The organism is Streptomyces sp. NPDC056835 (assembly GCF_042789485.1).
Taxonomy (GTDB): domain Bacteria; phylum Actinomycetota; class Actinomycetes; order Streptomycetales; family Streptomycetaceae; genus Streptomyces.
Genome location: NZ_JBHUBB010000021.1, coordinates 18,413 through 33,601, shown reverse-complemented (window position 1 = coordinate 33,601; position 15,189 = coordinate 18,413). Strand labels below are relative to the sequence as shown.

Annotated in this window: 11 protein-coding genes, 2 pseudogenes and 1 riboswitch; of the genes and pseudogenes, 9 read left to right on the top strand and 4 right to left on the bottom strand. The window is 70.1% G+C overall.

The window, feature by feature from the left end; genetic code table 11:
- Positions 1 to 2: 2 nt before the first annotated feature.
- A complete protein-coding gene (locus tag ACFRMN_RS23680; protein WP_383022589.1) occupies positions 3 to 866 on the bottom strand; it encodes a helix-turn-helix domain-containing protein in 864 nt (287 codons plus the stop codon).
- Between the two features lie 139 nt (positions 867 to 1,005).
- On the opposite strand from ACFRMN_RS23680, the gene ACFRMN_RS23675 reads away from it, so the two are divergent.
- Positions 1,006 to 1,350, top strand: coding sequence for a hypothetical protein (locus ACFRMN_RS23675; RefSeq protein ID WP_383022587.1), 345 nt, complete (start codon positions 1,006 to 1,008; stop codon positions 1,348 to 1,350).
- A gap of 102 nt (positions 1,351 to 1,452) precedes the next feature.
- Here the strand turns inward: ACFRMN_RS23675 and ACFRMN_RS23670 are convergent.
- A pseudogene (locus ACFRMN_RS23670) lies at positions 1,453 to 1,876 on the bottom strand (PIN domain nuclease).
- Positions 1,877 to 2,131: 255 nt separating this feature from the next.
- A complete protein-coding gene (locus ACFRMN_RS23665) occupies positions 2,132 to 2,578 on the bottom strand; it encodes a nitroreductase family deazaflavin-dependent oxidoreductase (protein WP_383022585.1) in 447 nt (148 codons plus the stop codon).
- A 279-nt stretch (positions 2,579 to 2,857) separates the two neighbouring features.
- Here ACFRMN_RS23665 and mfd point away from each other — a divergent pair, with 279 nt between their 5' ends.
- Both mfd and ACFRMN_RS23655 read left to right on the top strand, forming a co-directional pair.
- Positions 2,858 to 6,418: a transcription-repair coupling factor gene (mfd, locus tag ACFRMN_RS23660; protein WP_383022583.1), complete on the top strand. Its 3,561-nt coding sequence runs from the start codon at positions 2,858 to 2,860 to the stop codon at positions 6,416 to 6,418.
- A gap of 98 nt (positions 6,419 to 6,516) precedes the next feature.
- Positions 6,517 to 7,269, top strand: a complete 753-nt coding sequence (locus ACFRMN_RS23655) for an HNH endonuclease family protein (protein WP_383022582.1) — start codon at positions 6,517 to 6,519, stop codon at positions 7,267 to 7,269.
- Between the two features lie 138 nt (positions 7,270 to 7,407).
- On the opposite strand, the gene ACFRMN_RS23650 is transcribed toward ACFRMN_RS23655, so the two are convergent.
- Entirely contained in the window at positions 7,408 to 8,328 is a 921-nt protein-coding gene (locus ACFRMN_RS23650; protein ID WP_383022581.1) for a class I SAM-dependent methyltransferase, read from the bottom strand.
- Positions 8,329 to 8,872: 544 nt separating this feature from the next.
- On the opposite strand from ACFRMN_RS23650, the pseudogene ACFRMN_RS23645 reads away from it, so the two are divergent.
- The 6 genes and pseudogenes from ACFRMN_RS23645 to ACFRMN_RS23620 all read left to right on the top strand — a co-directional run.
- Positions 8,873 to 9,244: pseudogene (locus ACFRMN_RS23645) on the top strand (GtrA family protein); the annotation flags it as partial.
- A 338-nt stretch (positions 9,245 to 9,582) separates the two neighbouring features.
- The gene (locus tag ACFRMN_RS23640) at positions 9,583 to 10,242 is read left to right on the top strand and encodes a SurA N-terminal domain-containing protein (RefSeq protein ID WP_383022579.1); all 660 of its coding nucleotides are present in this window, start codon (positions 9,583 to 9,585) and stop codon (positions 10,240 to 10,242) included.
- 74 nt (positions 10,243 to 10,316) lie between these two features.
- Positions 10,317 to 11,318, top strand: a complete 1,002-nt coding sequence (locus tag ACFRMN_RS23635) for a nucleoside triphosphate pyrophosphohydrolase (protein ID WP_383022577.1) — start codon at positions 10,317 to 10,319, stop codon at positions 11,316 to 11,318.
- 72 nt (positions 11,319 to 11,390) lie between these two features.
- The gene (locus tag ACFRMN_RS23630) at positions 11,391 to 12,671 is read left to right on the top strand and encodes a cytochrome P450 (protein WP_383022575.1); all 1,281 of its coding nucleotides are present in this window, start codon (positions 11,391 to 11,393) and stop codon (positions 12,669 to 12,671) included.
- Positions 12,672 to 12,818: 147 nt separating this feature from the next.
- Positions 12,819 to 13,829 carry a transglycosylase family protein gene (locus tag ACFRMN_RS23625; RefSeq protein WP_383022574.1) on the top strand — a complete coding sequence of 337 codons (1,011 nt, stop codon included), beginning with the start codon at positions 12,819 to 12,821 and terminating at the stop codon, positions 13,827 to 13,829.
- Between the two features lie 264 nt (positions 13,830 to 14,093).
- Positions 14,094 to 14,270, top strand: a riboswitch (cyclic di-AMP (ydaO/yuaA leader).
- A gap of 7 nt (positions 14,271 to 14,277) precedes the next feature.
- Positions 14,278 to 14,982: a transglycosylase family protein gene (locus ACFRMN_RS23620; protein WP_383022754.1), complete on the top strand. Its 705-nt coding sequence runs from the start codon at positions 14,278 to 14,280 to the stop codon at positions 14,980 to 14,982.
- Positions 14,983 to 15,189 lie beyond the last annotated feature (207 nt).

The window sequence follows — 15,189 nt, the reverse complement described above, 5'->3', positions numbered from 1 at the left end:
GCTTACCTTTCTCGGATGTCTTCTGCGACCTGGCGGATCAGATCCTGTGACTCCGCTGCTGTGAGGCTACAACTCTCCATGCGGTCCAGAACGGTCCGGTATTTCACCAACTGCGGCTGATTATCAAGGAACCCGGCGCCGTGGTCCGTGTCGAGCTGAACCGTGTCCAGGGCCGGGATCGGTCCGGCCATGTAGTAGACGCTCTGCCCGGAGCTGGGGAAAGTACCCGCACCGAACGGGATCACCAGGAGGGTGATGTGTTTTTGTTCGCTCACGTCGATGAGATGTTCCAGTTGCGCGCGGGCCACCTCCGGCCCACCGAAGCCCATACGCAGGGCGGCCTCATGGATGATCGCCGTCAGCGGCGTCGGGTCGTCCCCGTACAGCAGCGCCTGCCGCTTGATCCGATACGAGACGCGGTGTTCCACGTCGGGCGGCGCGAGCGCCGGCACGACATCGCTGATGACGGCGTGCGCGTGGGCCCGGGTCTGGAGCAGTCCCGGCAGATGGATCACCGACGCGGTGCGCATCGCCGTCGCGTGGTGTTCCAGCTCCGCCAGATCGAGGGTGTCGGACGGAAGGATGTCGCGGTACTCGTCCCACCAGCCGCGCGTCCGTCCCCCTGTCATCTCCGCGAGCGCTTCGATCAGGGCCTCGTCCGAGCAGGTGTAGCTACGGGCCATGGCACGGACCCGGTCCGCGCTCACCGCGTAGCTTCCCGACTCGATGCTGCTGACGCGCGGTTGAGAGGTGCCGTGGAGCGCACCGGCCTGGGTCGCGGACAGCTCCGCTGACTCACGGAGTCTGCGCAGTTCGGCGCCGAGACGCCGTTGCCGCACCGTCGGAGGGAGGCTCTTCCTTGGCATGGGTCTCTTTCTCTCGTTCGGGTGTATCTCCACGAACTGATGGAATGCATCCTATCGTCGAGGGTACGGTGTGAAGCACGCCACATCAGATGGCCGTGCTGCCCAGAGGCGCACCCTCCGTACAGACAAGGGGAGTTCTATGCCGACCGTATCGCCGCAGGACCCTGCCCTGGAGCCGTTCGATCACGAGCAGTTCGAGCAGGAGGTGTACGAACTCGTACGCGACACCGCGCCCCGCCTCTTCGCCGTCGTTGTCGAGTACCGCGCCGGTACGAAGGACGCGGACGCGGCGGTAGCCGCCTGGGGGCTCGCCGACGCGAGCGGAGGAGCCGAGGTGATCCAGATCGAGACCGGTTGCCGGTGGAGGCTCGCGGCGCCGGAGCACATCACGCGGTACTTCGGGCGTGCGGAAGGGTGTTCGCCTCGGCTGGTGTGGCTCACGCCGCCCGGCGTTGACGGGGACGTCCGTGACCGGGTCGCTTGACTGCTCATGAGGGATGGGCATCGGCTGGGGCCCCGGCGCGGACCTTCGCCGGGCCGAGCGGGGCCGTCCACCGTGCGGCGGCTACGTATACGACAGGGACGCCTACCGGTCCGCCGTCCCGGGATCGACCACCCAGCGCATGGTCTGCCCGGTGATCTCACGGATCATGTCGAAGTCGCCGTCATAGTGCAGCACTGTCAGGCCGCGCCGTTCCGCCACAGCGGCGATCAGCACGTCGGAGAGCGAGAGCGCCCGATGGAAGCCCCGGCGCAGGGCCTCGCGCTGGAGCCACAGGGCACGCTCGTGCTCCTCGTCGGTGCAGGGCGAGTAGTCGAATCTCGAATCCGCAGAGGCTGAGGCGGATGCGGGACGCGTCCTGTGTGGTGCGCGCGCTGTGGACCATCTCGTACTCGACGACCGCGCAGGTCGTCAGGAGGCCACGCTCGTTCAGGTCGTCCAGCACCTCACCCGCTCCGGGCTGTCCCCAGCGGGCCAGGGCCGACTTGTCCACGAGGAAGACGCTCACACAGCGCTCTTCCGGTCCCAGGAGCGAGAGCCGGCCGGGCCGGTGGTCTCGATGATCTCGCTGAAGTCGAGTTCCCCCGACTTCACGGCATCGGCCCTCGCGCGCATGAGACTCCACGCATGAGACTGAAATGATGTCGCTGACGCGCGTGCGGCGATACCGTTTCCCCTCGAAACACTCATCCGTGGGACAGCCCGGACAGCCCGGACACCTCCTGTGCCCCGGGACGGCCCGGGGCACAGGTAAGGCTGCCGGTCAGTGGGGAGTGGGTGACGGCTCCAGGAGGAAGACGGGGATCTCGCGGTCCGTCTTCGTCTGGTACTCCGCGTACGGCGGGAACGCCTCGACCGCGCGGTTCCACCACACGGTCTTCTCCTCGCCGGTGACCTCGCGGGCGATCATGTCCTGGCGTACCGGGCCGTCCTGGAGTTCCACCCGGGGGTCGGCCGTGATGTTCTGGTACCAGACCGGGTTCCTGGGGGCGCCGCCCAGTGAGGCGACCGCCGCGTACACGCCGTCGTGCTCCACCCGCATCAGCGGGCTCTTGCGGATCTTGCCGCTCTTCGCGCCCCGGGTGGTGAGGACGATGACGGGCAAGCCGTTCAGCGTCGTCCCCTCCGTGCCGCCCGAGCTCTCGTACAACTCGACCTGCTCGCGTGCCATCTGCATCGAGCTGGGCTCGTACTCACCCTCAAGAGGCATGCTGATCCATCCCGTCATCGGAATCCGGCATCGGACGTCGCGCCGGTCACGGCCCGCGTCCCGTGCTTCCTTCAATGACCGATCGGGTTCGATCATTCCTGATTGCCGTCACTTCCTGTCACTTCCCGTCACCGGGGCCCGCACAGGTCGGCTTCCGGTCCCAGGTGTCACACCGGCGTCGTACGCTGGAGAACCCCCGGCCCGTGAGACGTGTCGGGTCCCTTGCGTTGCCCACGCTGTCAGCCCGCTCGATCCCGGACCTGGATGGAACCCCCCTTCATGAGCCTGCACGGTCTGCTGGACGCCGTCGTACGTGACCCGGCGCTCGCCGAAGCGGTGAAGGCCGCCACCGATGGTCACCGCCCGCACCTCGACCTCGTCGGACCGCCCGCGGCGCGGCCCTTCGCGGTGGCCGCGCTGGCGCGCGAGGCCGGGCGGCCGGTGCTGGCCGTGACCGCCACCGGGCGGGAGGCCGAGGATCTGGCGGCGGCCCTGCGCTCGCTGCTCGACCCGGACACCGTCGTGGAGTACCCGTCGTGGGAGACCCTGCCGCACGAGCGGCTCTCGCCCCGCTCCGACACCGTGGGCCGCAGGCTCGCCGTGCTGCGCCGGCTCGCGCACCCGGCGAAGGACGACCCCACGGCAGGGCCGGTCAGCGTCGTGGTCTCACCCGTACGCTCCGTGCTTCAGCCGCAGGTCAAGGGGCTCGGCGAGCTGGAGCCGGTCGCGCTGCGCAGCGGCCAGAGCGCCGATCTGAACGAGATCACGGAGGCGCTGGCCGCCGCCGCGTACGCCCGGGTCGAGCTGGTCGAGAAGCGCGGTGAGTTCGCCGTGCGCGGCGGCATCCTGGATGTCTTCCCGCCCACCGAGGAGCACCCCCTGCGGGTGGAGTTCTGGGGCGACGACGTCGAGGAGATCCGTTACTTCAAGGTGGCCGACCAGCGCTCCCTGGAGGTGGCCGAGCACGGACTGTGGGCGCCGCCCTGCCGGGAGCTGCTGCTCACCCCCCAGGTACGGGAGCGGGCCGCCGCGCTCGCCGAGCTCCATCCTGAGCTGGGCGAGCTGCTGGGCAAGATCGCGGAGGGGATCGCGGTCGAGGGCATGGAGTCGCTGGCCCCGGTCCTCGTGGACGACATGGAACTGCTGCTGGACGTCCTGCCGGCCGGTTCGATGGCGCTGGTCTGCGACCCCGAGCGGGTACGGACCCGGGCGGCTGACCTGGTGGCGACGAGCCAGGAGTTCCTTCAGGCATCGTGGGCGGCGAGCGCCGACGGCGGCGAGGCCCCGATCGATGTCGGCGCGGCCTCGCTGTGGGGCATCGCGGACATCCGGGAGCACGCCCGTGAGCTGGGCATGATGTGGTGGTCGGTCTCCCCGTTCGCCGTGGACGAGGAGCTGGAGGACGCCTCGGGCGAGGCCATCACGCTGGGGATGCGCGCCCCGGAGTCGTACCGCGGCGACACCGCACGCGCGCTCGCCGACACCAAGGGCTGGCTGGCGGACGGCTGGCGGACGGTCTTCGTCACGGAGGGGCACGGCACGGCGGCCCGTACGGTCGAGGTCCTTGGCGGCGAGGGCATCCCGGCCAGACTCGACGCCCCCGGGGCCCGTACCGCCCGCGGTCTGGAGGAGATCACCCCGTCCCTCGTCCATGTCGCCTGCGGCTCGATCGACTACGGCTTCGTGGACCCGGACCTCAAGCTCGCCGTGCTCACCGAGACCGACCTCTCCGGCCAGAAGGCGGCGGGCAAGGACGGCGCCCGGATGCCGGCCAAGCGCCGCAAGACCATCGACCCGCTCACGCTGGAGACGGGCGACTACATCGTCCACGAACAGCACGGCGTCGGCCGCTATGTCGAGATGGTCCAGCGCACGGTGCAGGGCGCGACCCGGGAGTATCTGCTCGTCGAGTACGCCCCGGCCAAGCGCGGCCAGCCGGGCGACCGCCTCTACATCCCCACCGACCAGCTGGAACAGGTCACCAAGTACGTCGGCGGCGAGGCCCCGACGCTGCACCGGCTCGGCGGCGCGGACTGGACGAAGACCAAGGCGCGCGCCAAGAAGGCGGTCAAGGAGATCGCCGCCGACCTGATCAAGCTCTACTCGGCGCGGATGGCGGCCCCCGGCCATGCCTTCGGCCCCGACACCCCCTGGCAGCGGGAGCTGGAGGACGCCTTCCCGTACGTGGAGACGCCCGACCAGCTCTCCACCATCGCCGAGGTCAAGGAGGACATGGAGAAGACGGTCCCGATGGACCGGCTGATCTGCGGCGACGTCGGCTACGGCAAGACGGAGATCGCCGTACGGGCGGCCTTCAAGGCGGTCCAGGACGGCAAGCAGGTCGCGGTCCTCGTCCCGACGACGCTGCTGGTGCAGCAGCACTTCGGCACGTTCTCCGAGCGGTATTCGCAGTTCCCTGTCGCCGTGAAGGCGCTCTCCCGTTTCCAGTCGGACGCGGAGGCGAAGGCGACGCTCCAGGGTCTGCGGGAGGGCGCGGTCGACATCGTCATCGGTACGCACCGGCTGTTCTCGTCCGAGACCAGGTTCAAGGACCTGGGGCTGGTCATCGTGGACGAGGAGCAGCGGTTCGGTGTGGAGCACAAGGAGCAGCTGAAGAAGCTGCGCGCCAATGTCGATGTCCTCACCATGTCGGCGACGCCCATCCCCCGTACGCTCGAAATGGCCGTCACGGGCATCCGCGAGATGTCGACGATCACCACGCCGCCGGAGGAGCGCCATCCGGTGCTGACCTTCGTCGGCCCGTACGAGCAGAAGCAGATCGGCGCGGCCGTCCGGCGTGAACTGCTGCGCGAGGGACAGGTCTTCTACATCCACAACCGCGTGGAGTCGATCGACCGGGCGGCGGCGCGGCTGCGCGAGATCGTGCCCGAGGCGCGGATCGCGACGGCGCACGGCCAGATGGGCGAGAGCGCGCTGGAACAGGTCGTGGTCGACTTCTGGGAGAAGAGATTCGACGTCCTGGTCTCCACGACGATCGTCGAGTCCGGGATCGACATCTCCAACGCCAACACCCTGATCGTGGAGCGCGGCGACAACTTCGGCCTCTCGCAGCTGCACCAGCTGCGTGGCCGGGTGGGGCGTGGCCGGGACCGCGGCTACGCGTACTTCCTCTACCCGCCGGAGAAGCCGCTGACGGAGACCGCCCATGAGCGGCTGGCGACGATCGCCCAGCACACGGAGATGGGCGCGGGCATGTATGTCGCGATGAAGGACCTGGAGATCCGCGGCGCGGGCAATCTGCTCGGCGGCGAGCAGTCCGGGCATATCGCGGGTGTCGGCTTCGATCTGTACGTACGGATGGTGGGCGAGGCGGTCGCCGACTACCGCGCCTCCATCGAGGGCGGGGTGGAGGAGGCGCCGCCGCTGGAGGTCAAGATCGAGCTGCCGGTCGACGCGCATGTCCCGCACGAGTACGCGCCGGGCGAGCGGCTGCGGCTCCAGGCGTACCGCGCGATCGCCTCCGCCAATACGGAGGAGGACATCGCGGCGGTCCGCGAGGAGCTGACCGACCGCTACGGCAAGCTCCCGGAGCCGGTGGAGAATCTGCTGCTGGTGGCGGGGCTGCGGATGCTCGCGCGGGCGTGCGGGGTCGGCGAGATCGTGCTCCAGGGCGCGAACATCCGGTTCGCGCCGGTGGAGTTGCGGGAGTCGCAGGAGCTGCGGCTGAAGCGGCTCTATCCCCGTACGGTCATCAAGGCTCCGGCGCACCAGATCCTGGTACCGCGTCCGACGAGCGGGAAGATCGGCGGCAAGCCGGTGGTGGGACGCGAACTGCTGGCGTGGACGGGCGAGTTCCTGGCGACGATCCTGGGCTCGTAGCCGGCCGTCGCGCCACCTCGCACTAGAGTGCGGCGGTGAGCAGTCTTGGTGAACGAATAGCGCGAACGTGTCGTGGGGGAAGGGCTCTTGTCCTTCCCGTGGTCTCCGCGGTCTCCGTGGTGTCCGCGGTGGTGCTGACGGGGTGTACGGGGGAGTTGGGCGCCGATCCCGAGGCGTCGGCGTCGCCGCCGCCGCCGTCGGCGTCGAGCGGTGGCGGGTACGGTGCCGGGCCGCTCGCGAACCCCGACGGGACGAAGCCGGGACTCGCGGCGATCGGTTCCGAGGCCGGCCGGAAGAGCGCGCGGCAGCTCATCGAGCGGGTACGCACCGCCGGGCGGGGACCCAAGACCGGTTATGACCGGGACGAGTTCGGCTACGCCTGGATGGACACGGCGGACGGGGTGCCGCTGGCGCGGAACGGCTGCGACACCCGCAACGACCTCCTGCGACGCGACGGCCAGGAGCTGCGCTTCCGCTCGGGCTCCGACTGCGTGGTCGCCTCCATGACGCTGCACGACCCCTATACCGGCAAGACCATCGAGTGGAGCAAGCAGCGGGCGAGCGAGGTGCAGATAGACCATGTGGTCCCGCTGTCCTACAGCTGGCAGCTCGGCTCCTCCCGCTGGTCCGAGAAGAAGCGCCGGCAGCTGGCGAACGACGTACTGAATCTGCTGCCGGTGGAGGGCCGTGCCAACTCGGCCAAGCGCGACTCAGGTCCGGCGACCTGGCTCCCGCCGGACAAGGCGATCCGGTGCTCGTACGCGGTCCGCTTCGGTCAGGTCGCGCTCAAGTACGAGATGCCGGTGACCGCGGCGGACAAGCGGGCGATGCTCCAGCAGTGCGGCGGCTGACCGGGCCCCTGCCGCCCCGCTCCTCGGCCCCGCGCGCGGCGGGCCGAGGACTTCGCGCGCGGCGGGTGCGACCTCGCGCGCGGCGGGTGCGGCGGGACCGCCGACCCGCCCGCGGCGGCATGGCTTGGGCGACAGGCCCTACGCGGGCTTCGCCCGCAGGAACGCCGACGTCGAGACGCGTCCCAGCATCTCCAGCCGCGACGTGCCGTTCGCCAGGTACTTGTCCGTGGCCTCCTGGACGCCCGGCCAGTGGCCGTCGCCGTAGTCGTCGAGAACGACGATCCCGCCGGGTGCCACGATCTCCTCGACCCACTCCAGGTCGGCCAGCACGCCTTCCGCGGAGTGGTCACCGTCCACCACGATCACGCCGTACTCACGGTCGGAGACCGCGGCCCGCACCTCGGGGTCCCCGGAGAAGCCCTGCTGTATGCGGGCCTCCTCGCCGGACCGGCCGCCCAGCGCGAGGTTGGCGCGTACGACGTCCATCCGCACCGGGGTGCCCGTGGGCTCGGCGGACTGCTTCGCGCCGGGCTGGAGCTGACTGCCGACCAGCGGGTCGACGATCGTGAGCCGCGCCTCCGTACCGGCACGGTGCAGCATGCGCATCATCGTGGCCGAGAACAGGCCGTACAGCGTGCCGATCTCCAGGACGTCGCGGTTCGGCGGGGAGAGCAGCGGCACGGTGGCGAGCTTGCCGCACACGTTCGAGGTGGAGCCGGCCAGCCGGCCCACGGCCAGCGCCTCCAGGGCGATCACATTGCGGTACGCGATGGTGACGTTGCGCCGGGCGTGCGCGCCGTCCTCCCCCGTGACCTCGGCGATCTGCTTCACAAGGGTGTTGATCTGAGCGGGCGTGGGCACCCGGTGACCGCTGCGCCCCGTCCGGTCGAACAGCAGGCCGAACGCATACTGCTGAGCGCGCAGGTCGGCGACTTCGCGCTTGAGGGCATCGAGATCAGTACGCAGGGGCGAGTTCGAGTGCTTGATGCGCCGGTCCACCAGACCGGCGGCCGGCCGCAGAATCCGCTTAGCCAGCCGGTTGCTCAAAAGAGAAGCCATGCGCGGAAACTACGCTCCGACACGGGCATGGCGGGCCACACTCCAGTGCTCAATAGGTGAAGGGTTGATGTCGCGGGGGCGACGCGAGCATGGCGCGACGACGCGCCGTGGCAAGGAAAGCGACGCTGACCAGCACGATCACGGCCACGGCCCCCACCGCGGAGCCTGCCCGCGGACCGGGGGGCCGAAATGAACGGTCCACGGTGGTTTGAGATCCGTTCAGTGGTGCGGCGACCAGCCCGAGGTAGGAGGGGCGGGCTCGCCGTCGCACCTCCAGCCCGCGAGACGGGGCGGACGCGACGGATGCGGCGGGCACCGCGGACGCGGCCGGCGGAACAGGCGCGGCAGGTAAGGGCTTCAGGACGGGCATGAAGCTCGAATATGCCAGTACAAAGCGGGAAAACCGACCTCAATTCGCCGCGTTCATCGAACGGTTGCGTGTAGGTCGTACGGGATGTCCTTCCGCGACATTCTCGCTGGTTTCTGTTCTCCTGGAGTGAAGCGGCCCCCGCCGGAGCCGTAACCAGGGGGAGCGCGCACGCACATGACAGTCCGGATCCAGATGGTCAGATTCGCGCTGGTGGGAGCGGCGAACACGGGTACGTACTACGCCTTCTACCTGCTGCTGCTGACCCGGCTGCCGTATGTCGCCGCGCATGTCGTCGCGTCCCTGCTGAGCATGATCGGCTCGTTCTTCCTGAACAGCTGGTTCACCTACCGGACGCGCCCCACCTGGCGGAAGTTCCTGCTGTTCCCACTCACCAACGCGGCGAACTTCGTCATCACCACCGTCGGGGTCTATCTGCTGGTGGACGTCCTGCACTTCGGCAGCCGGTACGCACCGCTGATCGCGGCGTTCGGGGCCATCCCGATCACCTTCGTCGTCTCCCGCGCGATCATGCTCCGCCCGGACCCCGCTGCTCCCGCCGCCGTCCCTGCTCCCGCCGCCGTCGCGGACCCCGGCCCGCGCAAGGGTGCCCACTCACCGCCGAGCCCCCGGGAGGGCGCCGGCCACAGGACCGTGGCCGACGCCCCCGCTGTCACTTCGCCGACGGCGGGGCCGGCGGGGTCCGGGCGGTAAAGACCGGCGCGTCGGCCGAGCGGCCGGCCGGCGGCCACCCGCCGTTCGGCGTCCGTGCCCCGATCTCCCGGTGAATCGTTGGTCGAACCAGTGGCCCAGGCCACGTCCACTGCCTACCATCGATCACTGCAAGGCCTTGTGCATCGCCGCACAATCACGCCGGGAGGCCCCCTTTGCACCGCCGTCGTCGCACCGCGCTCTCCGTCTCCGTCGCGCTTCTCGCCGCGGCCCCACTCCTCACCGCCTGCGGCAACGAAGCCCACCCCGGAGCGGCGGCCGTCGTCGGCGGGCAGCGGATCGAGGTGTCCGCGCTCCAGGCCCAGGTACGGGACGTACGGGACGCGCAGCGGAGCGCGCCGGAGTCCGAGCAGCTGATCAAGAACACCGGGCAGCTCAACCAGGCCAAGCTGAACAGCATGATCTTCGACCGGGTGCTGGAGAAGGCCGCCGACAACGCCGGGGTCACGATCAGCCGCAAGGAGATCCAGACCACCCGGCAGCAGGCCGCCGCCCAGTCCGGCGGTGAGAAGCAGTTCGCCGCGATGCTGCTCCAGCAGGGCGCGCTCGCCGAGGACCAGATCGAGTCGGCGATCCGCCGCGAGGTGCTGCTGACCAAGCTGGCCGTGGCACTCGGCGCCAACACCACGACGCCGCAGGGCCAGCAGACGGTCCTCGCCGAGCTGACGAAGACGTCCGAGCAGCTCGGTATCGACGTCAATCCGCGCTATGGCAGCTGGGACAACAAGCAGGTCAGGCTGGGCGAGGCCAAGACGCCGTGGATCACCCAGCTCACCAGCCAGGCACCGGAGCAGGAGCAGCCGGCGGACACCTGATCCGACGGCAGGGGCGGGTCGCCGGGCCTCGGCCCGCGGGCGGGGCGGCCGGCGGCCGGAGGTAGGTTCGAGAGGTGACAGACGAAGCTCCCGCCACCACCGGCCGTATCGTCCTGCTGACCGCCAGCCACCGGGTCGCCCCCGGCCTGCTGTCCTGGCCCGCCTGGCAGCTGCTGCACGGCGCCGACGCGGTGCTGTGCGCCGACGCGGGCCATCCGCAGCTGCCCTATCTGCGCGAGGCGGGCATCACCGTCGAGCACGCGGCGCCCACCGCGCGGGAACTGGTCGACGCCTGCGCGGGCGGCCGTACGGTCGTGGTCGTCCCCTCCAGCGAGGGTGACGGGACCGACGCCCGGCTGACCGACGGCCTGGCGCGACTGGCGGGCTCAGGCCGGGTCGCGATGCCGGACCTGGAGCTGCTTCCCGGCTCGTACGACCTGCCGGGCGCCCGCCTGCTGGATCTCGTCCAGGTCATGGACCGGATCCGCGTCGAGTGCCCGTGGTCATCGACCCGGACGCACCAGGGGCTCGCCAAATACGCCATCGAGGAGGCGTACGAACTCGTCGAGGCGATCGAGGAGGGCGACGCCGGCGAACTGCGCGAGGAGCTGGGGGACGTACTGCTCCAGGTCGTCTTCCACGCCCGTATCGCGCAGGAGCGTTCCGCGGCGGGGGAGGAGGACGACGAGTCGTTCTCCATCGACGATGTCGCCGGCACGATCGTGGACAAGCTCATCCACCGCCACCCCCATGTCTTCGGCGACGAGACCGCCGAGACCCCCGAGGACGTCAAGACGCACTGGCTCCGGATGAAAGCGGTCGAGAAGCAGCGCGACTCGGTCACCGACGGAGTCCCCCTGGGCCAGCCCGGCCTCGCCCTCGCCGCCAAACTCGCGGGCCGCACCCGCACGGCCGGTCTCGACGTCCCGCTCCCGAAGGCCGAGGGCGTCGGCTACGAACTGCTGGCCCTGGCGGTGCGCGCGGAAGAGGCCGGCGTCGACCCGGAGGCGGCACTGCGCGCGGCGGCCCGCGTATACAGGGACGCGATCCGCACGGCCGAGGGCCACGCCGTATAGCCGTACCGCGGCCGCGGGCGGTACGTCGGCGGCCGCCCGTACCCCCTCGCCGACGACGGTTAATGTCGGGGCATGCACCACCAGCCCGCCCCCATACCCCCGGTCGCGCCCGCTCCCGAGCTGTTCACCTGGGAGTTCGCCACCGATCCGTATCCCGCCTACGCCTGGCTGCGCGAGCACTCGCCCGTGCACAGGACCGCGCTGCCCAGTGGCGTCGAGGCGTGGCTCGTGACGCGGTACGTGGACGCCAGGCAGGCCCTCGCCGACGCGCGGCTCTCCAAGAACCCCACGCATCACGCCGAGCCCGCGCACGCCAAGGGGAAGACGGGCATCCCCGGCGAGCGCAAGGCGGAGCTGATGACACATCTGCTCAATATCGATCCGCCCGACCACACCCGGCTGCGCCGGCTCGTGTCCAAGGCGTTCACGCCCCGCCGCGTGGCCGAATTCGCACCGCGCGTGCAGGAGTTGACCGACCGGCTCATCGACGACTTCGCCGCGAAGGGAGAGGCGGACCTGATCCATGACTTCGCGTTCCCGCTCCCCATCTACGCGATCTGCGATCTGCTCGGGGTGCCGCGCGAGGACCAGGACGACTTCCGCGACTGGGCGGGCATGATGCTGCGGCATTCGAAACCGGGACACGCGGGCGGGCCACGGGGCGGAGTCGGGCGTGCCGTCAAGAAGATACGGGGCTATCTCGCCGACCTCATCCACCGTAAGAGGGCCGCCCCCGGCGACGATCTGATCTCCGGACTCATCCGGGCCGGCGACCACGGGGAACATCTCACCGAGAACGAGGCCGCGGCGATGGCCTTCATCATCCTTTTCGCCGGTTTTGAGACGACCGTGAACCTGATCGGCAACGGCATGTTCGCCCTGCTGCGCCACCCCGAGCAGCGCGCGCTGCTCCAGCGCTCGCTCGAAGCGGGGGATACGGGACTGCTCGCGACGGGGGTCGAGGAACTGCTGCGGTACGACGGTCCCGTGGAGCTGGCCACCTGGCGGTTCGCGACCGAGCCGCTGACGCTCGGGGGGCAGCGGATCGCGACGGGCGATCCGGTCCTGGTCGTCCTCGCCGCCGCCGACCGTGACCCCGAGCGCTTCACGGATCCGGACACGCTCGACCTCTCCCGGCGTGACAATCAGCACCTCGGATACGGACACGGCATCCACTACTGCCTCGGCGCACCGCTCGCCCGGGTGGAGGGGCAGACCGCGCTCGCAACCCTGCTGACCCGGCTGCCCGACGTGCGACTTGCGGGAGATCCTGCCGATTTGCGCTGGCGCGGAGGGCTCATCATGCGTGGATTGCGCACGCTTCCGGTGCAGTTCACGCCATTGTCCGGCTGAAGGATTACTGACGGTCCGTCAAGACTGTGACTTTCACGTGATCTCCGCTGCATCGACTTGTGACAGTAGTTCGAGTACCGCTACGTTCTCGAAAACTCAGCCGCCACACGCAGCAGTCGAAACATCAGTCACACGGAAGGCAATCGCATGCGCTCCGGGAACGGCCGACACCGTCGACCTCGCCAGGCCCCCGCTCTGATCGTCGCGGCAGGGGTGACCGGCTCGGCGATCGCCATTCCGCTGCTCGGCGCCGCCGGTGCCAGTGCGGCGGACGCTTCCACCTGGGACCGCGTCGCCGAGTGCGAGAGCGGCGGCATGTGGAGCGCGGACCTCAAGAACGGCTACTACGGCGGACTCCAGATCTCCCAGGAGACCTGGGACGACTTCGGCGGCGCGGAGTACGCGGCCAGCGCCGACCTCGCGAGCCGCTCGCAGCAGATCGCGATAGCCGAGAAGATCCTTGACGCGCAGGGGCCGCGGGCGTGGGCCAGTTGCGCCGCGGTCTCCGGGCTGACGGCGGGCAGCGCGGCGCCGGGCGTGGATCCCGGTACGACGCCCGAGGCGGCGCCGGAGACGGCACCCGAGTCGTCCGAGTCGTCCGAGACGTCCGGAACGCCCAAGCCCTCCGAGACGTCCGGGAAGACAGGGGGCGCCTCCTCGCCCGACTCGTCTCCGTCGGACGCCCCCTCGGGCGCCTCCTCGGCCACCCCGGACGCCCCGGCCTCCGACGGTACGAAGGAGCCCGCTCCCGCCGATCCCTCCGGCTCCGCCGGGTCCGGTGACGGCGCCGCCAAGGGCAAGCACCGCGGCGACGCCGCCCCGGACGACTCCGTACCAGGCAATTCGGGCGAAGAGCGGGAATCCGGCCGTCATGCCTCGCGAGGTGACGGATCGACACGTAACGCGGATGGCGCGGTGGACGGCACGGCAGGCGGCGTGACGGACGGCACGGCGGACGGCGTGACGGGCGAAACGGAAGGCGCGGGCGCGGTGGACGGTGAGTACACCGTCCGTGCGGGCGACTGCCTTTGGCTCATCGCCGATGAACGCGAGGTGCCCGGCGGGTGGTCCGCGATCTACGAGGCGAACAAGGAAACCGTCGGCGCCGACCCCGACCTGATCCTCCCTGGCCAGACCCTTGATCTTGGCGTGAAGTAGGGGCAGTTAGAGACCCTATGTCCACTTCTGGGAAAGTGAGACAAGGGTCTCTTCGCCGCAACTGGGGTCTTTTGGTCCGGCGGTTGGGTCGTTTCCTCTCTCACCTGCGCAAATGGGTTCGCTCAAGGGGGAGGTAAGGGCGATTTTTCCTTGATGTGCTTCTTTGAACAACGGGCAGACCTGTGATTACGGTCTGAACCGCTCGCACCGCGGGCCCCGTCGACCGTCACGCCGAATCCTGCCGTCGGTCGGGGGGAGTAACCGACGCGTCATGCGCCGTAGGCAGGAGCGGGGGACCCAAAGGTTCGCGCCGGGCTCCGGCCGTCGAGAGACGGCCGAGGACCGGCTTGGGGTGAAGCCATGTGCGACTGAGCACAAGGCCGGGCAACTCACTTGGCCCGAACCCGACAGCTGACCTCGTAGGCGTCGGTGAGGGAGATGTTCCATGCTGCTGCGTTCCAGCAAGGGCAAGCACCGCCGCCCGTCGAAGGCCGCCCGCTACGCCACGCTCGCCGGGGTCACCGGTGCCGCCGTCGCCGCCCCGTTGATCGGCGCGACCTCGGCCTCCGCCGCGACCGCCGCCGAGTGGGACAAGGTCGCGCAGTGCGAGTCCGGAGGCAACTGGTCCATCAACACGGACAACGGCTTCTACGGCGGCCTCCAGTTCACGCCGTCCACCTGGGCCGCCTACGGCGGTACCGCGTACGCCGCCCGCGCCGACCAGGCCAGCAAGTCCCAGCAGATAGCCGTCGCCGAGAAGGTCCTCGCCGGCCAGGGCAAGGGCGCGTGGCCGAACTGCGGCGTGGGCCTGTCCAGCGCCGCGTACGACGGCGGCTCCGCCACCCAGCCCACCCAGAAGCAGTCGCAGCCGAAGCAGCGGCAGGCTCCCAAGCCGCAGCAGTCGCAGCAGGCGCAGCCGAAGCAGCAGGAGACCACGCGCGGCGCGGCCCAGCCGGCCTCGCGCGGCGAGAGCCGTCCCACCACGATCAAGAAGGGTGACGGCGAGTACAAGGTCAAGTCGGGCGACTCCCTCTCCAAGATCGCCAAGGCCGAGGACGTCAAGGGCGGCTGGCAGAAGCTGTTCGACCTGAACAAGGACATCGTCAGCGACGCCGACGTGATCTACCCGGGCCAGCAGCTCCACCTGAGCTGACCCACCCGGCCCAAGCCGGGCACACCCGGCCCGTCCGGCCCTGTCCGGGGCCCACCCGGGACCGGCCCCACCCGAGACCGCCCCGGTCCGGCGCGTAACCCCCGTACGCGCCGGGCCGGGGTTCCGGCTGTGGCCCGCCCGCGGGTGGCGGTGGCTCCGGCCGTGGCTCTGGCGGTGGCTCCGGCCGTGGGGGAATCGCACCTCATT